Genomic DNA, 19,905 nt, shown 5'->3' with positions numbered 1-19,905 from the left:
CATTTTTTTTCTATTTGTAGAAATAGAAAAATAAAAACAAATACACCCAAAGAAAATCCAAAAAGTGCCAAAACATCGCACCAAGCTCAATTCCAAGGGTTTGACCTGAATTGTATTTTTGTTTAAAATGATTATAAATTATAATTAAAAGTGCTATCAACCCTCCAAATAGATGGGCTAAATGCACGATAACTACCACATACAAGAATGACGTTGTGATCGTACTTTCACTTCCGGTAAAGAAATACCCGCTTTGAATTACCTGATCAAACCCCACAAACTGCAAAACAACAAATGCGATCCCTAAAGCAAGCGTTAGCAGCAGAAAATTGGAAGTTGCCGCTCTGTTGTCTTTCTGAATGGCTTTTTTAGCCAAATGAAACGTTGCACTGCTCAACAGCATTACTACCGTACTCGCTATAAAAGCACTTGGAAGCGTAAAATCCTTTAACCAATCCGGTCTGGATTTACTAATCACGTATGCACTTGTTAAGCCTGCAAATACCATAACGATGCTAATCATAGCAAACCAAAGCAGCATCTTAAATGACCTTGCTTTTCTATCGTTATGTTCCTGAACTGACATTTCCATATAATTAACGTAAAAATTTATCTATAACATAAATCAGCTGCAACAATGAAATATAAGTAACGCTAACGAGCATTAATTTTCTTGCTGCTTTCTCATCCATTTCCTTGTACAGCTTCACAGCATAATACAACATCCACAATCCTAAAAGCAATACAAACCCGGCGGCTACATAACTCAGTTTCAAATCACCGGTAAATCCTACTACCGGAATTAACGAAGCCACAATAAGCCATACCGTATACAAAATGGTTTGCAAAGCGGTTTTCTTATCCTGTTTCCCTGTAGGCAACATAAAGAAACCGGCTTTCTCATAATCTTTATACAAGAACCAGCCAATAGCCCAAAAATGAGGGAACTGCCAGAAGAATTGTATTAAAAATAACGTTCCCGCCTCAATACCAAATTCATTTGTTGCGGCTACCCATCCTAACATAAAAGGGATAGCTCCCGGAAAAGCCCCCACAAAAACCGATAGCGGCGTCATGGTCTTTAACGGCGTGTAAACACTGGTATAAAGAAAGATTGAAATCGCCCCGAACATTGCTGTTTTAGGGTTGATCGTATACAGGATTGCCAATCCGATCACCGTTAGTACCGCACCTAAAATAAAAGCCGACTGTTTGGTGATTCTCCCTGATGGCAACGGACGATTTTTAGTTCGGTCCATTAAAGCATCCAGGTCTTTTTCTATAATCTGATTGAAAACATTTGAAGCACCAACCATACAATACCCACCAATACCAAGCAAAACAAAGGTCATCCAGTCAAAAGGAAATTCAGCAGATACACCCAACAAATAACCTACTATTGATGAAAAAACCACACTAATCGCTAAACCAGCTTTAGTGATTCCCTTAAAATCAGTAAATAAAGAAGTGATTGAAATTGATTTTTCTGAAGCGTTCAAAGCAGTTTTCATTATTATTTCTAAAAACGGTGCGCAAATATACTCCAAAATTTACTTCTCATCAAAAGTATACTCTTAAAATCAATCTTTAACAGCACTTTTAACAAAAAAGAGGAACCCGGCAGGCTCCTCTTTTTTTAAATATTTCTTTTTTTGTGATTACGGTTTTTCAAGAATGGTTTTCAAATCTTTCAGTCCGGCATCTAAAGCACCACCCAATTCTTTGTCCATATCCATAAACAACAGCATCAGATTCATTGGATAGTTCATCGTTCCTTTAAAACCCCATTTCACTTTTGTTTCATTCGGACTAACGGTTTCCGTTATCATATAAGCATTATCTTCTGCCTCAAACGGCTCTTTAAAGCGCAGTTTCATGTCGATTCTATCCCCGTCCACTATGTTTACGATTTCCTGTTCTCCTTTACCGACTTCTTTGTCACTGCTGTCCCAGGCTACCACAAATCCTACTTGTCCGTCATTCCCTTTATAATCTTTTTTCATTGCAGGATCCTTCTTGTTCCAAACACTGTAATTATCCTGATTTTTAACAAACTTCACGTAGTTAAAAACTTCGGCTTTAGGCTTATTGATCACAATCGCCCTTTCTACCGCATACTCTTTTTTAACAAACAATCCCGCTATTAAAAGCAAAACGATTATTCCGATAAAAAAGAAAATAAGTTTTTTCAAGATTCTCATATCACATTATTTTCTGGTTACTTTTTAAAAGTACAAAAAAATATTAATAGTCATAGTACCAATTGAACAAATCCGCCCTTAAGCCAACTGAAAACCAGGTTGTTGAATTTTTAAGCGTTGTAGCGGTTTCCGCCATCGGATCAAAGTTTCTATAGATGATATTTCCGAAGAATTTCAGATTCATTGCCGGATTGACCAGATACCCGGCCTGGAAGTCGCCAATCAGCACATTGGTTTTATTCCCCTGTCCTGTAACCACACCCGAATCATACGGTCTGTTTTCGTCATAATTTCTATAAATATTCCCTCCGTAGTTAAAGGTATTGTCGGCAGTATTGAAATCCAGACCTCTTTGTCCGTAAATCAGTTTGGCATCGGCAAACCATCGCCCGTAATAATATTTTGCGATCGCTACGACTTCTTTAAAGTTTCCACCCCACAAATGCCCCATGCTTTGGTTGTTATGCCCGTAATTGGTCAGCACATTGCTGTGTGCATAAACATAAGGGCGAACATGGTTGTATTCCAGCTGCAGCAACAGGTTTTTAACTTTAAAAGCATCATAATATTTTGCACCCAGCTGAAAGCCGTATTTATTTTTCCAGCTGTCGTTACCTTCTTTAACGTCTCCTAAAGAAAATTCATCTAACAGAAACTGCCCGTAAAGATTAAACTGGTTGCTCAGCTTGTATTTCGACGTTAATCCCAACACGGCATTTCCGCTTTTTGAAGAAGAGGAGAATTCAACCGCACGGTAAAAAATAATCGGGTTGACAAAATTGAAATCAAATCCACGGTCGTTGGTATTGCTCCAGATCACCGATTCGAAAAATCCTAAATTAAACCGTTTGGTAACATTCCAGCTCAAATAGTGGTTTGCCATGTATTTTGTAGCATAGGTTTTCTCGTCGGTCACCTCGTTACGCACATCTTTCAGCCACATATAGGTGTTTGTATATTTGATCTTCCAGAAGGTGGTATTGATCTTAAAGTACGGATACGGACTTGCCGCATCACTAAGCAGTAACGAGCGATAACCGTCGCCAATAAAGTTTCTTCCGTAACCCAGTTGCAGGTTGATGAATTTATTGGGCGTATAGGTCAGATTCGCTTCCGCCATCGGGAAGTCGTAAGCATCTGTCCGGAATTCTTTTGCAATACCGATACCCGGAATAATTGCCGGATTTCCGCCGGAAGGTTTTATGGATTCTGCATAGGCATTGTAATAATCGGCAAAACGTCCCTGACTCTCATAAACCGACGTCGAGAAACTAAGCTGCTCGCCAATGGCTCCCTGAACCTGAAGCCCGCGGGTATTCACATAAGTATATTTTAAATCACTACCGAAATCTTTCCCCAACCGCAGGTCGAAAATAGGATTTATCGTAAACCAATAATCCTCACCCTGGATCGCTGCCATATTTTCATTCCACAGCTTTCTTCCCCACCAGGAGGTTTTATTTTTCAGCAGTTTTCGCTGTTCGGCTTCAAAATCATAGTATTTCGCCACTTCCGCATAAGAATATGGTTTCGATGCCGAGTGATTATTGCTTCCCACCTGATTTACAGCCGCATCAAAAACCATATAGTTCTGATGGGTAAACGGGATGTTCAGGTTGCTTTTGAATTGCGGGTTTTGAAATGGTTTGCTCACAATTTTGTCAAACTCTTCCAATTCCTTATTCACATCCGATGTCTTTCTGAACGTACCGGCAACAGCAGTACTGCCCGGCATGGCCGGTTTTACCAGCGGTATGGCAATATGAATGGTATATTTGGCATAGGTTGGTTTTCCGGCATATTTTGCCGGCTCCACTTTATCCAAAGCGGCAAAAACACGTTTGGTTTCTGCTGTTAGTTCCGGGAAAGCGGCATCGATATACAACGGTTTAAAAGCACCGGTTGTATCCACTTCAAAAAGCGCGATAACCGTTCCTTTATAGTTTTGCTGTACCAGTTCGTCCGGAACTTTAAAGTTGTTATAGAAAAAGTCCTGCACCTGATGGTTAAAACAGGCTTCTTTGTTTTCCTGCGCAACTTCTTTACAGGCTTTAAAAACAGGATACTGCTCTCTCGACATTGTCTGAGAAAATGTTTTGCCATTCATTAAGAACAACAGGAACACACACCAAAAATACCTCATTAACAATGCGTTTTAGTAATCGTTTTTAGAAATTTCACCACTCGCTATGGCTTTTGCCGAAGAAGTGCCGATTCGTTTTACACCCAAAGCAATCATTTCCAATGCCTCCTGATAGGTACGTACACCACCGGCCGCTTTAACAGATAGCGGAAAAGCATTTTCGATCATCAGTTTGATTGCCGGAACCGTGGCTCCGTTTGGTTTTCCTTCTTCCGTTTTGTAAAAACCGGTTGATGATTTTACAAAAACCGATTCGTATTGCTGTTCTTTAAAGTTGGCAATCACAATATTTTTTATCAAAGCCGAAAGCTGTACAATCTGATGATCGTTCAGTGCCGCAACTTCAATAATCCATTTTACAATTTTATTATGGAAAAGTCCTAAACGTGTACATTCCAGAACCTGCTTTTTCACCGCATCCACTTCGCCGTTTTTAAAGGCTTCATAATCGAGTACAAAATCCAGATCATCGGCGCCGTCTTCAATAGCCTGTACCGCTTCCGTCAGTTTCTCTTCAAGCGTACCGTTTCCATTCGGAAAATCGATTACCGTTCCGATCGTAAGATTGGATTTCTTCTTTGTAATCATTTTTTTAGCCAGTGCTACCCTGTCCGGTCTGATCATGATCAGTTTAAAACCTTCTTCAATTGCCTCCTCAATGAAAGCGGTTGCGATTTTTATATTTTCTTGTTCGGAAACTCCCGCCTGTTCGGCAGTTTTCAAATAGGTCGAATCTAAATAATTTCTAATATCCATGGTATAAAAATAAAAAAATCCCACAGAAGTGGGATCGTTATATGGTAATTAATTTGGTCTTCTGTTTTTTATCTTTTCTAAAAAATACAAAACAATTACGGCAAACAAACCTCCTGTACTATTGGCTAAAACATCCATAATATCTGCCGATCGTGTTTGGGTAAACAGTCCCTGGCAAATTTCAATGGCTACCCCATAGGTAAAACCAAGAAGAAAAACCGTAATCAGTTTTTTATTCAGCGTCCACTGGTTCTGTTTTTTATCTAAAAACTTAAACCAAAAAAAGGTGAACAGGAAGTAAAAAACAAAATGAACAAACTTATCCTTATTTGGAATATCAATTCCGGTGTTATCATTAAACGTGATCAGACAGGCAATACCTATAAAAAGTGACCAGAATAATGCTAACCAAAGACTTAGTTTAGGCACCGATTAATTCTTTATAGGCATCACTGGACAACAATGAATCGAAATCAGCCACATCGGTAACTTTCACTTTAATCATCCATCCAGCTCCGTAAGGATCCGTGTTTACTTTTTCAGGTTCTGACTCTAATGAATCATTGAATTCAATAATCTCTCCTGTTAAAGGCAAGAACAAATCCGAAACCGTTTTAACCGCTTCTACTGTTCCGAAAACTTCATCTTTATCAAGTGTCTGATCTAAAGTTTCAACTTCTACATAAACGATATCTCCTAATTCTTTCTGAGCAAAATCAGTGATTCCTACCGTTGCAATATCGCCTTCAAGGCTTACCCATTCGTGGTCTTTTGTGTACTTTAAGTTAGATGGTATATTCATTGTGTTTATTTTTATTGGCAAATGTATATTTATTAGTGATAACTATAAAATCTTTTCTTTATTAATTTCCGAAGTTATAGCGCAATGTGAACCCGGCACGAATATTCGTCATTGGGAACGATGTTGAAATAACCGCCTGAGAGAACGAATGATCATAATAGAAAATCGCTGTCAGGTTTCTGCTGAACATATAATCGGCTGTTAGTTTTAGCGACCAGATATCCTGACCTCCTGCCAACTGGTTGTTATCATAATCCAGATAACGGACAATCGTCTGGTTCTGACGTAATGATAAATCGGCTTTCAGGTTAATATCACTCTTAATGACACCCATTGGATTATCGGCCAGTTTGGAGTTGATCGTTACATCTTTAAAACGGTATCCCAATCCTACGATATATTCATTTCCTTTTACTTCTGTCAGCAATCCGTTATCAAAACTCAACGATAAGCTTCGGTCTTTTTTCATTTCCGCCAAAATCTTGAATGAGTTTTTCATTTCAAAATCCACTCTCATTAACGGGTTGAATTGTTCCACTAAGTTAACATTCGATACTATGGTTTTTACCGGATAATTCTGTGTGGTCTGATTCACAACATCCGGATTGGCATCATATTCAAAATTCGAACGGAAGGAGTTTACCGTATAGGACGCCCGGTATCCATGCTGTAAAGAGAAACGTTTGAAGTTATCTTTAAAGAATTTATAACGCATTAATCCGGTATATTTCACGGTCCAGTTCGGAATCGGAACATCACGGAAAATTCCTGTCGACACACTGGATGCATCTGCTCCGGTATAGGCCGCTAAGAATGCCGGCAACAATACTGCCTGGCTGTTTCTTCCGAATCCTTTCGGGAAACCGTCCGTACCAATATTGGCAGGGTTCGTTAAATCGATTCCTCTTTCTTCTGCCAAACGGTTTGCAATTACCAAACGGTTGCTTCTAAAGTCATTAAATGCTGCCGAGAAGTTTTCATCACTTTGTGAGAACGCTGTTTTAATCAGCACCGTCGAAATGGAGAAGTTACCAAAATCGTATGGCGAACGGGAATTATAATTACCATAAGCATCAACATCATATTGCTCAGAGAAATTCTGCGCATAGGTTCTGTTGGCATTCAAGTCGATTTTTAAATCCGGGAATAACTCTACCTGAGCGGTCACATCAAGGATTTTATTTTTAACCTGAGTAAAGCTCTGATTGAATTCCGGATAGTTGGTCAACCAGCCGTTTCGGGCCGCTTCATAACGAACATCCGACTGACTACCCATAATAAATCCAAGTGTAGGCTGCATCGTTCCGAAGAAACCGATACTTGGCAGGTAACCCGGAAGTACCGTACCACCATTTTCGGTATAATTGATCTGGATGTTTTTCACACTGGTAGCCACGCTGATCAAACCGTCTAAAATCAGATTTGGCTTGTTGTCAACCGGAGCATCCAGTTTAGTGATCTTCTGACCCGGAACCGGTTTCGGCGCTGGTCCTGCCGGTTTCGGTGCCACTTTTTTACCTTGCTTGGTCAATCCGATATATTTATAGAAGCTGTCCATCGTTAATACCGTGTTCAATCGGTGGGAACCGGCATTCTGAATGGTGTTTCCTAAATCATAGCCATCAATAGAAGAGAAAGCATCCGAAGAACGCTGCCAGTTGTAATCACCGGTATACGTATAAGTCGATTTCACAAAGCTTAAGAACGGCAGTTTATTTAACGGCAGGTCATAGTTGATATTCAACTGCTGCGTGTGATTATTCGGTTCTCCGATATCGAAATAGCTGTCCCAGATCGTATTGTTCGGATCCGGAATTTTGTTTTCATCCAGATAGTTTCTCACGATATTATTGGACGACGCATTGTAATTGATACGCAATGATTTTGTCAGGTTATAGTTAAAACCATACTGGTAGTTGAAGAAGTAATTTCTTCTGTATAACGGATCAATCGCAATACCTTCAACACCATCCACCTGACGGAATTGCTGTCTGTTGTACTGACGTAAAATTGTCGAACTGAATGAAATATTAGTCGGAAGGTAGTTAAAGTTAAAATCACTCAACATTTTCCAGTAACTGCTTTTCTTCATGAATTTCGTATTCTTTAACGGTTCAACCGCTTTCGGTTTAAACGTAAAGGCATAGTCGGCAGATGTTTTTACCTGCTGATCCAATAAATTCTCTACTTCAAAATCATGGTGTTCCGTTTCGTTAAAGGAATACGATAAGGTAAGGTTTTCCGGGTCGTAAACGTGTTGTTTCTGTTCCGGAGCCCTGTCTTTTTTCACGCCGATAAAGTTAATACTCTTCCGTTTTGTATAGTCGATCGCACGGTTACGGATATTGTCTTTTTCAGCACCGTCAGCCGTTACATCCAGCAATTGCTGTAATTTGATATCCTGGTTGAACGGATCATATTCCGGTGTGATTATCTCTTCACCGATACCATAGTTGAATGGCAGGTTGATTCCCCATTTCTTCGGCAATAATTTACCCAGGTTAATATTGGTAACGATATTATACTGTTTAACATCTTCACGGCTTCTTTCATTTGGTCCCTGTTCCAGTGTTCCGAATCCAACGGTACTCATTCTACCGGTAGCCGAAATGTTCATTAAATCGGCAAAGTTGGTATCCAGATTGGCAATAGCCGCCATACCACCTTTGTTGTCCATTTCCGACATGCGCAGTTCGTTGAACCAAACTTCTCCCCTTACTTCCTGGGTTGAGATATTTTTCAATCCGACCATTAAGGTTCTTACCATACCGAAATTCGGATTACCTTTTATACCCAGCGTTAATTTATTCACTTTGGCAGACAAGGACGGATCCAGGATATCTTCCCGCACATAGGCAATTCCGGTAAGCGGGTCTGCCGGTACCGGCAGATTATTCTGTAAAGCCAATACTTTTAACTGTGTCAGCAATTCCAGTCGTAAATCGATTTCATTTTCAAGCGGCCAGATCTCTTCTGCCGAACGGGCTGAGAAAGCCGTTGGTTTTAAAGGAATCTCCACCTGGTAGAAGTTTTGTGTAAAGTCATTACCAAAACGGATGAAAGCAACCATCTGATCGGCCATTAACGGCTGTGTTTCTGCCGGTGGCTGCAATGCTTCTGCGTGCAGGAACATTCTTAGTTTTTTAAACTGACGCATGTCTACACTAACATTTTTAAATACCGCTCTTGCATCACCCGGTTCCAATCCGCCTAAGCCCGGAGATCCGGCCTCTTTTTTATAGACTCTTAGGGAAAGGGCCTGCTCGTTTTGGTTAATGATCGTATTGTTGTTATACAATTGCTCTCTGGTAACTCCCGGAGGGGTTACATAAGGAATTGGTGAACGGTTTCCGTTTTCCTGGATGTTTATCGCTACAACATCGAATCCGGTGTTGTCGTTTTCATTTTGTTCTTGTGTTTCGTTAGGATCCAATGTATTGGTATAACGTCTCCATTCTCCTCTAACCAGGTCTAAAGCTCCGAAACGCAATGTAATCTGATCGGAGAAGTTCGACATGAACATTCTCATAAAACGGATCGAACGGAAATCGGAAATTGTTCCTTCACGGTTAGCATCTGTCGCTTCCAGAATCGGGATTTTATACAGGATCCATCTTACCTGTCCGGTACCGCCATTGGCTAAATCCACGTTATTGTTGATTCGCACATCGGCAATAAAGTCCTGTCCAACCGGTACGTCGCCCGGATAGTATTTAATAGGCACTTCAAATTTCCAATAGGCATTAATCGTGTTCATGGTATTGTCACGATTAATATCTTCCACATCCGGTAAGGTAGTCGATCCTCTGTTTGTATCGGACACGGCTATCGGTGAGTTTCCTTGTACACCGTTGTAGTTTCTGTAACGCTGGATAATATCACCCTGTGCATTCAGGAAGTATTGGTAGTTATCTGCAGCCGGATCGGGATTTCCAGCAAATGCCGGGAATTTAGCCGCTTCTTCTGCATCATTTAAACCGTCAAATCCGACATCCTGTGCCTCACGGTTGTTTTCATTGGTATCGAAAGCATAGATCAGGGATTGGGAAGCCGGAACGTTACCCCAAGGTCCCTGCGGCTGTACCAATATCTGATTTGGTCCTAAACCGTTTTCATAGAACTTTCTTCCGTCTTTTAAAATATCTTCCGAAATTTCTCCTAAGTTGAATGTCAGTTTTCCTTCATTGGTAAACAACGACGGGTTATTGGCGCCGTAATAAGGGTCCATCATCCAAAACTGGATGTATTCCACATTCGACTGTTCGAAGTTGGTCGAGTTAATCGCTCTCATGATACCACCCCAGTTGTTTTGCGGATTCGCCAAAGAGTTATCGGCCGGATTTGCAAGCGTACTAAAGTTATAAGGTCCTCTCTCACGAGGGTAGTATGTTAAGTCTAAAGTGTTCACAACCGTACTTTGTCCCTGGGCAATATCGGTTACCGGGTAAAGTTCCTGGCTGAAAATTCTACGGGTTCTGTTTGAAGAAATATCATCTACAGATAAACCTGCCGGTAATTGTGACGAAGCATAAAATGTGGGGTCAATAGAGTACCATGACAATTTCGCTCTTCTGAAGCCATAGTCCGGAGCAGCTAGTTCATCGCCGTAACCAACCGGTGTACTGGCTAATGACCAGGCCTGGGCCGAACGCATGTCTATAGTTGTTTGTGAACCTTCAAAGTCATCAATATAGGTTGTTGCTTCTCCGTTAAACTGGTCGGCTGTTGAAGCGCCCGGTTGCAGGTAAGCAATTTCTCCTCTAAAGGAAAGGTTGGACGGTACATCGGTATCTACATTCGGAAGCTTGTTTACCAATCGGGTAAAGAATGGTACTTCTGTAGAGAAATTAGTATTTAATCCGAAGATCGTATTGTTAACGGATTCCTGTCCGTAGTTTGATTTTTGCGTGAACGGACGTTCCGATAGTCTCAGGAAGGTACCGCCTACCAGGAATTTATCCGAGAATTTATGTTCTACGTTCAATCCGTAGAAACGTCTTGTCTGCTGTCCGAAGATGGCATTGTTTTCCAAAGTTACTTCAATCGGAATGCTGGATGCCTGTAAGGAAGGGTCCAGAATCTGAACACGACCTCTCTGGTAATCAACTGTAAAATCGACACCTTCCACCAATCTTCTTCCTCCGGCTGTTACCACAACAGATCCCTGAGGAACGTTAAAGGCACCAATTGCAATACCGTCGCCTCCGGAAGATTTGAATTTACCTTTTAACTGGAATTTATTTTTATCGCTATCCTGTAATGCGCCGGCCTGTGTTGTTTTATAGAGGTTTCTAAAAACATATTTTTTCTGGTTCGCATTATAGTCGGATCCACTGTTCGGGTCTCCGGTATAGTTTTCTGTTGGTGATACTTTCAGTTTATCGAATAGGTGTTTACCAAATGGTTCTACCGTGGTAAAGATAATCCGTCCGTTTTGCTGATCTACCGTAATCCCCGGTACAAAGTCGAAGAAACCGTCTCCGCCAACCTGCGGGTCATTGGTATAATTCAAACGATCCAGGTTAAATACTTTAATCAACGGTGTATTTTCCACATCTGCCGGTAAAGGAACCGAAGGTTGTGACACCCCTCCTGCCGGAGCCTGAGTGATATAATTTAACGGGGAAGGATCGGTATATAAAATATTAAAACGGAAATCTTCCTGTGTTAACTGGAAAGCTCCCGGAATCTGGTAGATATTTTTCATCATCAAATTCCAGACAGGCTGACTCACATTGGTCAAACTACTTTTCAACATCTTAAGGATAAGACTCTGTGTGTTTACAATTGGCTGATCGCCCTGGTTTGCTCCCGGCTGTACCACAGTACCGTCAATACCGTCTGTACCGAATTCTCCAACCTGGAAAACCTGATCGCCCATTGTATACTGGTAAGCTACCGCCAATACTTCATCGTTTGCCAAACGCTGGTTTAAGGAGATATATCCCAACTGCGGATGGAAGGTATATTCGTTTGAAGTCAGTTTTCTGGCATTTTCCAGTTTCGCAAAATCTTTTCCTTCAACAGCGGTATAAGCCGGAATATTAAAGGCTGTATTTCCACTGGAAATTTCCCTGATACCCGATCCCAAATAGTTCGTACCGATATTTGCAGGGTTGAATTTGTTATTTTTATTGTCTACTGGCGATCCCGGCGGCTGGTTAAAAAATCCTGCCGAAGGAATACCGATAATATCTGTATCATTAACGCCCATCTGCTGTGCCTCCCCTAAATCCTGCAAGGCCATGATGTTTCTAAGGTTATTGTCTGTAGTACTAACCCTGTTCTGTTTGTTCGTTACCCAAACTTCCACACGGGTAATCTGTACACGGCTGTTGATTTGCGGATAGGGTTTTAAAGCATCGTCATAGCGGTTTCTAAAGTACTGTGACAGGAAGTAGTGTCTGTCTGCATCATAATCCATTGCAAATAACTGGAATTCCTGAATGGTTCCTCCGCCCTGGGCCGTAACCGTTTTGGTTTGCGATTTTTGTTCCGAGAAGACTCCCGTTACAGTTGTTTTTCCAAATTGGAACTGGGCTTTAACCCCAAAAAGACTTTGTGCTCCACGAATCAGGGAGCTGTTTAATGGTAAGCTTACGTTACCAACTTCTATTTTTTTGATGATATCATCTTCACCCGGAGCATATTCCAGTTTGATTAAGTTCTGGAACGCAAAGGTTGATTGGGTATCATAATTGGCATTTACGTTTAACCGGGTTCCTACTTTCCCCTGTAAACTCAAACTGATCCGCTGATCGAAATCGAATGTAAATGTCGATCTGTTTCGGGGTGAGAAAGCCGGATTATCCTGTTTGGTGTACCGCATTCCCAAATCGACTTCTACGGAACCTAACGGTTTCACATCGATGGTATTCCCTCCAAAAATGGCTTCGAAGAAGCTTGAATTCACATAATATCTTGGTAATAAATCTTTTTTAGCATTTTCACTTCCGGCTTTCTTGCCGTCAATCGCACTTGATTTTTGCTTGAAATAATCCCGCATTGATTCTCTCAAAACCAATTCTTCATATTCCTGTGGCGTTAGTATAATAGGGTAGTTAATATTAAAACCGTCAAAAGTTTTGGTATAGATATACCGATTCGTAACCGGATCATAGGTATAAGCCTCCAGAATGCTTTTGGGATTCGATATATTAAGTTTCCCTAAGGATGCCCCAGTTTTAATAGAATCTTGTTCTTCTTCGTCTACCTGAGCTTGGATAGAAAAACAAAAGAATAAAACCAAAATTGTAAATCCGGTCTTTGTCTTCTTAAAAAAATCATGAGAGTAAAATGTTTCCAAGAATTATAAGTTTTTTAAGGCTAGTTTAATGATTGACTCCACAGAAGCATCGGGATTGTCCTTTACAATTTTATCGACCACTTTTTCGGCTGATTTTCTCATAAATCCTAAAACCTCCAAAGCTGATAACGCTTCATTTTTATTTGTATTGCTTTCTACAGCAGAAACTTCCTCCAGATTATAGACTTTTAGTACTTTATCTTTCAGGTCCAGTATGATACGCTGCGCCGTTTTAGCGCCAATTCCCTTAATGGACTGAACGGTAGCGACATCATTACCGGCTATGGCATGAATGATTTGCTGAGGTGTTATGGAGGACAGCATGGTTCTTGCTGTACTTGCTCCCACTCCTGAAACGGAAAGTAATAGTTTGAATAGTTCTCTTTCGGCTTTTTCCATAAACCCAAAAAGTGTATGGGCATCTTCTTTTACCTGTAGAAAAGTATAGAGCTTTATGTTTTCTGAATTTGGCAATAACGAAAACGTATGGAGCGAGATATTTATGTGATACCCTACACCATTACAGTCTATAATTACCTCTGTTGGCGACTTTTCAGTTAGTCTCCCTTGAATATGTGCAATCATAATTACGTATTCGTTATTACCAAAAATAAGAAAAATCTTTTATTATCCTAATTTAAAAGGGATAAGTGTCAATTTATCCGATTTAGACCAAATTATCGTTTGGCTTGTTTTACCCTTTTTTCTTTTTCCTGAGCGTCCACTACAGCTACTGCCGCCATGTTTACCATTTCTTCCACACTGGCACCCAACTGGAAAATATGTACCGGTTTGTCCAAGCCCAGCATGATTGGTCCGATAGAAACCGCTTTATCCAGCTCTTTCAATAGTTTATAGGTAATATTCGCAGCATCCAGATTAGGGAAGATTAAGGTATTCACCTTCTTATTCGCTAATTTAGAGAACGGGAATTTGCTTTTCAGCATGTCGGAATTCAGGGCAAAATCGGTTTGTATTTCCCCATCAACAATTAAATCCGGGTAGTTTTTATGTAAATAGGAAACGGCCTCACGAACTTTGGAAGCACTTTCGTTTTTAGACGAACCGAAATTCGAGAAGGACACCATGGCAATTACCGGTTCCATTCCGAACATTCTTACTGTTTTTGCAGTCATTAAGGCAATTTTCGCCAGATCTTCCGATGACGGATTCGGGTTAATTGCCGTATCGGCTAAGAAAAGCGGTCCTCTTTTGGTCATCATCAGGTTGGTAGTCGCCACTCTGGAAACACCATGTCCTTTTTCGATAAGTTCCAGCATTGGTTTTACAACCGTTGGGTAACTTCTGGAATATCCGGTAACCAAAGCATCTGCCTCGCCTTCGTTGATCATCATCGCGGCAAAGTAGTTACGCTCTCTCATCCATTTCTGAGCATCCAGCAAGGTTGTTCCTCTTCTTTGTCTGCTTTTCCAGTATGCTTCTGCGAAACGATTTCTTCTGGCTTCTTCTTCTTTTGTTTTCGGATCAATGATCAGTACTTCCTGTTCAAAACCAATTTCTTCCATCAGTTCCTGAATGGTTTCTCTGTTTCCTAACAAAATAGGTTCACCGATTCCTTCTTCCGAAACAATTTGTGCTGCTTTCAATACATCCAAATGGTCCGCTTCTGCGAAGATGACTTTTTTAGGATCTATTTTAGCACGGTTAATCAGCAATCGCAGCATTTTATTATCGGATCCCATTCTTTCCAGCAATTCCTCGCTGTATCTGTCCCAGTCGGTGATTGGTGCTGTGGCCACTCCGGATTCCATAGCAGCTTTAGCTACTGCCGGCGGTACCTGCGCAATCAATCTCGGGTCGAATGGTTTTGGAATGATATAATCCCTTCCAAAGTTTAGTTTTGTTTCGCCATAAGCGATATTCACCTGCTCCGGCACCGACTCTTTCGCTAAATTAGCAAGAGCGACTACCGCAGCTTTTTTCATTTCTTCATTAATTTTAGTAGCACGAACGTCTAAAGCACCTCTAAAGATAAAAGGGAATCCTAAAACGTTGTTCACCTGGTTAGGATGGTCCGAACGTCCGGTTGCCATAATAATATCTTTACGGGTTGCAATCGCCAGGTCATAATTAATTTCCGGACGCGGATTAGCCATCGCAAACACAATAGGGTTTTCGGCCATACCTATTAACATATCCGGCGTTACGATATCGCCTGATGACAGTCCGATAAATACGTCAGCACCCAGCATCGCATCTGCTAAAGATGCATATTCTTTATCTGTAGCATACACCCGCTGCATTTCCGAAATCTTCGGATCGTCTTTACGCAAGGCTCCTTTACTGTTAAACATGACAATATTTTCCTGCTTCACGCCAAAAGAAACGTATAAGTTAGCACAAGCAATTGCTGCCGATCCCGCACCGGAAACAACCACTTTTACTTCGTCCATTTTTTTCCCGGCAAGTTCAACGGCATTTAATAAGGCGGCACTCGAAATGATAGCCGTTCCATGCTGGTCATCGTGCATAACCGGAATATTCAATTCTTCCACCAGTCTTCTTTCGATTTCAAAAGATTCCGGTGCTTTAATATCTTCCAGGTTGATTCCTCCAAAAGTCGGAGCAATATTTTTTACGGTTTCAATAAATTTATCAACGTCTTTTGTATCAACTTCAATATCAAAAACATCAATATCTGCAAAGATTTTAAACAAAAGTCCTTTCCCTTCCATTACCGGTTTTGAAGCTTCCGGTCCGATATCACCCAAGCCCAAAACTGCTGTTCCATTTGAAATTACAGCTACTAAATTTCCTTTAGCGGTATACTTATAAACATTATTTACGTCTTTCTCAATTTCCAAACACGGTTCTGCTACTCCAGGAGAATAGGCTAAAGCCAGGTCTCTTTGTGTTGCATATTTTTTAGTTGGTACCACCTGGATTTTTCCCGGTGTCGGTTTAGCATGGTATAATAAAGCCTCTCTTCTTTTGCTGTCTTTATGCATAGTTTTTTATTTTACTAACAGACAAAGATAACGGTAAGTGTATAATTTTAGAAACTTTTAACAGCGAATCTTTTAAAAAAACACAACCCTCAAAAAAGCACAAAGGGCTGCCTGAAAAGACAACCCTTTGAGATACAATTAACTAAAATATTAATTAACAGTCATTCCAATCACTTCTTCTACATAAATAACGCATTTTGCCGTTGGTAATGTCGCTACCGTGCCGCCCGGATTAATGAACATAAATTCCACTCTCCAGAATTTATTGTAGTTCACATCGTCAACGGTAAGGGTGTATTGCCGTTTTTCACTGGTGCTTCCGCCGCCCGCCTGGATAAATCCGGATTCACCCCACCATGCCCAGGAGTTAGCAGGCAATGTCCGGGTATTGGGATTCGCCAGATTCGCAGCGGTATTGATAACCGTTCCGGAAGTATAGTTAATGGTTCCGCTGCCATTTCCGTAGTTCATGGCAGCAAAACCTGTTAAGTCGATATTCGATACCGTGTTATTCCGGATCTGAGGTGAAACATTTTCACTGGTCGTTCCACTTACAATATTGGGACTCAACAGTATTCTGAAAGAGAAATCACCAACATTGATACCGTTAGTACTTTGACCGGAGTACGGCCCGACATAGGCATAGGTTTTGATTTTAGCATTACTGCCGTTTGAGTTGGATGTTTCTGCGATATTGACCCATTTTGTACCGTTCCAGTAATGGTAGCCAACCGGCAGTTCATCATCTGTTCCAACGGCAACTGCTGTTGTATTATACACCATCAGGCCTACAGCCGGGTTGGGTATCGTGGCAATATCGGCATTCCCGGATAGGGATACCCGTGATAATAATGTTCCTTTGTTGTTTCCGGCAACATCCAACATAGCCGACTGATCCGGTGTTGCTGTTCCGATTCCTACCTGAGCAAATACGTTTACACAAAAAAGTATTAAAAGGGATACTAAAATTTTGGGGGGACTTTGTTTCATAGGATTATATTTATTAAAATTGCTAAAAATTGCTTATTTCTCAAATTTTAGAAAATAAAGCAAGCACATTATTAATAAATACAACAAAAAGCAGACCAATAATGTCAAGTTTTCATTAATTTAACAAATACTTATGCTATCCGTTTAGTCTTTCAGGAATTTCAGGTTCCGAACCAGTCCCTGGTGTTTTGTTCTTTTAACGGCGGAGTTTTTAAATACTTTTCTGAAGGTGTCTTCCGTTATTTCTTCCCAATCTTTTTTAGAAAAAGAGAGTATGTCGCGATTGGGCTGCAATAGCGGTTCGTTATGAGGTTTTGAGAAGCGGTTCCACGGGCATACATCCTGGCACACATCGCAGCCAAACATCCAATCGTCAAATTTTCCTTTGACTTCCGTTGGAATGTTTTCTTTTAATTCGATGGTAAAATAGGAAATGCATTTACTGCCATCTACAACATAGGGTGCTACGATTGCCTGGGTAGGACAAGCATCCATACAGGCGGTACATTTCCCGCAATGGTCGGTAGTGGCATTATCATATTCCAGATCAAGATCCACAATGAGCTCTGCGATAAAAAAGAAGGAGCCCACCTGTTTGGACAACAGGTTACTGTTTTTTCCAATCCAGCCCAAACCGCTCTTTGCCGCCCAGGCTTTGTCTAAAACCGGAGCCGAATCTACAAAAGCCCTGCCGGACACTTCCCCGATTTCTGTTTCGATAAAGTGCAGCAGTTCCCTGAGTTTTTCTTTTATCACAAAATGGTAGTCTTCCCCGTAAGCATATTTTGAAATTTTATAGCTTCCGAAGCTTTGCTGTTCTGCCGGATAATAATTCAACAGTAAGGAGATAACACTTTTGGCATCATCAACAAGCAGTGTCGGATCCAGTCTTTTATCAAAGTGGTTTTCCATATAGCTCATTTTTCCGTTTCTGTTGTTTTTCAGCCAGTCTTCCAGGCGGGGTGCTTCTTCTGCTAAAAAACCGGCTTGCGAAATACCACATGACAAAAAACCGAGGCGTTTGGCTTCGGTTTTGATGAGATCTGTATATTTTGCTTTATTGTTAATCATGGTCTTAAAACAACCCTCCCTGAATATTGGTTCTTATTCTTCCCAGATGTTTATAGGCTTTATCGGTCACTTCCCGTCCCCGCGGTGTCCGGATGATAAATCCTTCCTGAATTAAAAAGGGTTCGTACACTTCTTCGATTGTTTCCCCGCTTTCCGATACGGCTGTTGCCAGGGTGGACAATCCCACCGGGCCGCCTTTAAATTTATCGATTATAGTAGTTAAGATGCGGTTGTCCATTTCATCCAGTCCATGGGCATCGACATTCAGGGCTTTTAGTGAGAAACGGGCAATTTCAATATCAATTTTTCCGTTTCCTTTTATCTGGGCAAAGTCACGAACACGTCGCAGTAAAGCATTGGCGATACGCGGTGTCCCGCGGCTTCTTCCTGCAATTTCAATGGCCGCTTCCATCGTGATAGGCATCTTCAAAATAGAAGAGCTTCTTTGCACAATGGTCGTGAGCAGTTCGGTATTGTAATATTGCAGCCTGCTCTGGATTCCAAAACGGGCACGCATTGGTGCTGTTAACAGTCCGGAACGTGTGGTTGCGCCTACCAGTGTAAACGGATTCAGGTTAATCTGAACCGTTCTGGCATTCGGACCGCTTTCGATCATGATGTCAATTTTGAAATCTTCCATAGCCGAGTACAGGTATTCTTCAACTATAGGGCTCAATCGATGAATCTCATCAATGAACAAAACATCACGCTCGTCCAGATTTGTCAGCAAACCGGCTAAATCTCCCGGCTTGTCCAAAACCGGACCGGAAGTAATTTTAATGTTCACATCCAATTCATTGGCCAGAATATTAGCCAATGTTGTTTTCCCTAATCCCGGTGGCCCGTGAAATAAGGTATGATCCAGTGCTTCTCCACGCATGTTGGCAGCCTGAACAAATACTTTCAGATTTTCCAGTACCTGATCCTGTCCTGTAAAATCGCTAAATGACAGCGGTCTCAATTTTTTTTCTAAATCGAGTTCCTCTGCATTATATTTTTGGTTTGTTGGATCTAAATGTTCATTCATGCGGCAAAGATAGAAAATGTTTACTTGCCAAACCGTTTATTCGTTCTTCATACTGCTTTACCGTATTAATGTGCCACAATAGTTTCCCATTCCGGATGCCGTTTGATATAGGCCGCCACAAACGGACACAAAGGGACTAACGAAAAACCATTGTCTTTAATATAGTTCAGTGTTTTGAGCACAATTGCATTCCCCACTCCTTTTCCAGCCAGTTCCGGCGGAACTTCGGTATGGATGAGGTATATTTTTTTGTCTTTTATTTTATAATCAATAAAGGCCGTGTAGCCTTCCACTTTCAGTTCAAAGCGGTTTTTTTCCTGATTATTGACTAATTTCAAATGATCATCCATTGTTTTCTTTTTTATTGTAATAAAACGATAAGGCACCCGAAGGACATTGTTCGATCTGATGGATTATTTCTCCGGAACTGGCCTTACGGACTTCGATCCAGGGGGTAATTTTAGGACGGAATACTTCCGGAAGTCCACGAACGCAATTTCCGGAATGTTCACATAATTGTTGCTTCCAAACCACAGTAACTTCTCCGTTGCTGTACTCTTTTACGTTTTCCATAATGTTTTGTTTTTGTCTTTATGAAAGTTACAAAAAAAAGAGCAACAAAACTCATTTTTCATATCTT

General features: G+C 41.0%; 15 protein-coding genes. All 15 read right to left on the bottom strand.

Features of this window, described 5'->3' with window-relative positions:
• Positions 1–10: 10 nt before the first annotated feature.
• The 15 genes from BGO42_RS05170 to BGO42_RS05100 all read right to left on the bottom strand — a co-directional run bounded on the left by BGO42_RS05170 (position 11) and on the right by BGO42_RS05100 (position 19,838).
• A complete protein-coding gene (locus BGO42_RS05170) occupies positions 11–592 on the bottom strand; it encodes a cytochrome c oxidase subunit 3 (protein ID WP_177731698.1) in 582 nt (193 codons plus the stop codon).
• Positions 593–596: 4 nt separating this feature from the next.
• A complete protein-coding gene (gene cyoE, locus BGO42_RS05165) occupies positions 597–1,499 on the bottom strand; it encodes a heme o synthase (RefSeq protein ID WP_177736193.1) in 903 nt (300 codons plus the stop codon).
• A 159-nt stretch (positions 1,500–1,658) separates the two neighbouring features.
• Positions 1,659–2,201, bottom strand: a complete 543-nt coding sequence (locus BGO42_RS05160; protein ID WP_177731695.1) for an SRPBCC family protein — start codon at positions 2,199–2,201, stop codon at positions 1,659–1,661.
• Positions 2,202–2,244: 43 nt separating this feature from the next.
• Entirely contained in the window at positions 2,245–4,344 is a 2,100-nt protein-coding gene (remB, locus tag BGO42_RS05155; RefSeq protein ID WP_273246452.1) for a gliding motility outer membrane protein RemB, read from the bottom strand.
• A 12-nt stretch (positions 4,345–4,356) separates the two neighbouring features.
• Positions 4,357–5,100, bottom strand: coding sequence for a deoxyribose-phosphate aldolase (gene deoC / locus BGO42_RS05150; RefSeq protein WP_177731689.1), 744 nt, complete (start codon positions 5,098–5,100; stop codon positions 4,357–4,359).
• Positions 5,101–5,148: 48 nt separating this feature from the next.
• Positions 5,149–5,529 (bottom strand): VanZ family protein, encoded by a 381-nt coding sequence (locus BGO42_RS05145; protein WP_177731687.1) that lies wholly within the window; start codon positions 5,527–5,529, stop codon positions 5,149–5,151.
• The gene (gene gcvH, locus BGO42_RS05140; RefSeq protein WP_177731684.1) at positions 5,522–5,902 is read right to left on the bottom strand and encodes a glycine cleavage system protein GcvH; all 381 of its coding nucleotides are present in this window, start codon (positions 5,900–5,902) and stop codon (positions 5,522–5,524) included. Before gcvH ends, BGO42_RS05145 begins: the two co-directional genes overlap by 8 nt.
• A gap of 61 nt (positions 5,903–5,963) precedes the next feature.
• On the bottom strand, positions 5,964–13,208 hold the full coding sequence (gene sov / locus BGO42_RS05135; RefSeq protein ID WP_273246453.1) for a T9SS outer membrane translocon Sov/SprA: 7,245 nt from the start codon (positions 13,206–13,208) through the stop codon (positions 5,964–5,966).
• A 3-nt stretch (positions 13,209–13,211) separates the two neighbouring features.
• Positions 13,212–13,793 carry a Holliday junction branch migration protein RuvA gene (gene ruvA, locus BGO42_RS05130; RefSeq protein ID WP_177731678.1) on the bottom strand — a complete coding sequence of 194 codons (582 nt, stop codon included), beginning with the start codon at positions 13,791–13,793 and terminating at the stop codon, positions 13,212–13,214.
• Between the two features lie 92 nt (positions 13,794–13,885).
• Positions 13,886–16,177, bottom strand: a complete 2,292-nt coding sequence (locus BGO42_RS05125) for an NADP-dependent malic enzyme (protein ID WP_273246454.1) — start codon at positions 16,175–16,177, stop codon at positions 13,886–13,888.
• Positions 16,178–16,327: 150 nt separating this feature from the next.
• Positions 16,328–17,167, bottom strand: coding sequence for a phage tail-like protein (locus BGO42_RS05120; RefSeq protein ID WP_177731671.1), 840 nt, complete (start codon positions 17,165–17,167; stop codon positions 16,328–16,330).
• A gap of 144 nt (positions 17,168–17,311) precedes the next feature.
• Complete coding sequence (gene queG, locus BGO42_RS05115) at positions 17,312–18,238, bottom strand: tRNA epoxyqueuosine(34) reductase QueG (protein WP_177731668.1); 927 nt, start codon at positions 18,236–18,238, stop codon at positions 17,312–17,314.
• 4 nt (positions 18,239–18,242) lie between these two features.
• Positions 18,243–19,265, bottom strand: a complete 1,023-nt coding sequence (ruvB, locus tag BGO42_RS05110) for a Holliday junction branch migration DNA helicase RuvB (RefSeq protein ID WP_177731665.1) — start codon at positions 19,263–19,265, stop codon at positions 18,243–18,245.
• Between the two features lie 65 nt (positions 19,266–19,330).
• Positions 19,331–19,615, bottom strand: coding sequence for a GNAT family N-acetyltransferase (locus BGO42_RS05105; protein WP_273246455.1), 285 nt, complete (start codon positions 19,613–19,615; stop codon positions 19,331–19,333).
• Positions 19,608–19,838 (bottom strand): (4Fe-4S)-binding protein, encoded by a 231-nt coding sequence (locus BGO42_RS05100; RefSeq protein WP_177731660.1) that lies wholly within the window; start codon positions 19,836–19,838, stop codon positions 19,608–19,610. The genes BGO42_RS05105 and BGO42_RS05100 overlap by 8 nt, the downstream gene beginning before the upstream one ends.
• Positions 19,839–19,905: the final 67 nt, after the last annotated feature.

The sequence above is a fragment of the Flavobacterium sp. 40-81 genome (genome assembly GCF_001898245.1).
GTDB lineage: Bacteria > Bacteroidota > Bacteroidia > Flavobacteriales > Flavobacteriaceae > Flavobacterium > Flavobacterium inviolabile.
This window is presented reverse-complemented; position numbering and strand designations above follow the sequence as displayed.

Excerpts from the sequence above, each read along its gene's own strand:
- BGO42_RS05170 (WP_177731698.1), bottom strand. The coding sequence starts at position 592 with ATGGAAATGTCAGTTCAGGAACATAACGATAGAAAAGCAAGGTCATTT.
- BGO42_RS05160 (WP_177731695.1), bottom strand. The coding sequence starts at position 2,201 with ATGAGAATCTTGAAAAAACTTATTTTCTTTTTTATCGGAATAATCGTT.
- remB (WP_273246452.1), bottom strand. The coding sequence starts at position 4,344 with ATGAGGTATTTTTGGTGTGTGTTCCTGTTGTTCTTAATGAATGGCAAA.
- deoC (WP_177731689.1), bottom strand. The coding sequence starts at position 5,100 with ATGGATATTAGAAATTATTTAGATTCGACCTATTTGAAAACTGCCGAA.
- gcvH (WP_177731684.1), bottom strand. The coding sequence starts at position 5,902 with ATGAATATACCATCTAACTTAAAGTACACAAAAGACCACGAATGGGTA.
- ruvA (WP_177731678.1), bottom strand. The coding sequence starts at position 13,793 with ATGATTGCACATATTCAAGGGAGACTAACTGAAAAGTCGCCAACAGAG.
- BGO42_RS05125 (WP_273246454.1), bottom strand. The coding sequence starts at position 16,177 with ATGCATAAAGACAGCAAAAGAAGAGAGGCTTTATTATACCATGCTAAA.
- BGO42_RS05120 (WP_177731671.1), bottom strand. The coding sequence starts at position 17,167 with ATGAAACAAAGTCCCCCCAAAATTTTAGTATCCCTTTTAATACTTTTT.
- queG (WP_177731668.1), bottom strand. The coding sequence starts at position 18,238 with ATGATTAACAATAAAGCAAAATATACAGATCTCATCAAAACCGAAGCC.
- ruvB (WP_177731665.1), bottom strand. The coding sequence starts at position 19,265 with ATGAATGAACATTTAGATCCAACAAACCAAAAATATAATGCAGAGGAA.
- BGO42_RS05105 (WP_273246455.1), bottom strand. The coding sequence starts at position 19,615 with ATGGATGATCATTTGAAATTAGTCAATAATCAGGAAAAAAACCGCTTT.
- BGO42_RS05100 (WP_177731660.1), bottom strand. The coding sequence starts at position 19,838 with ATGGAAAACGTAAAAGAGTACAGCAACGGAGAAGTTACTGTGGTTTGG.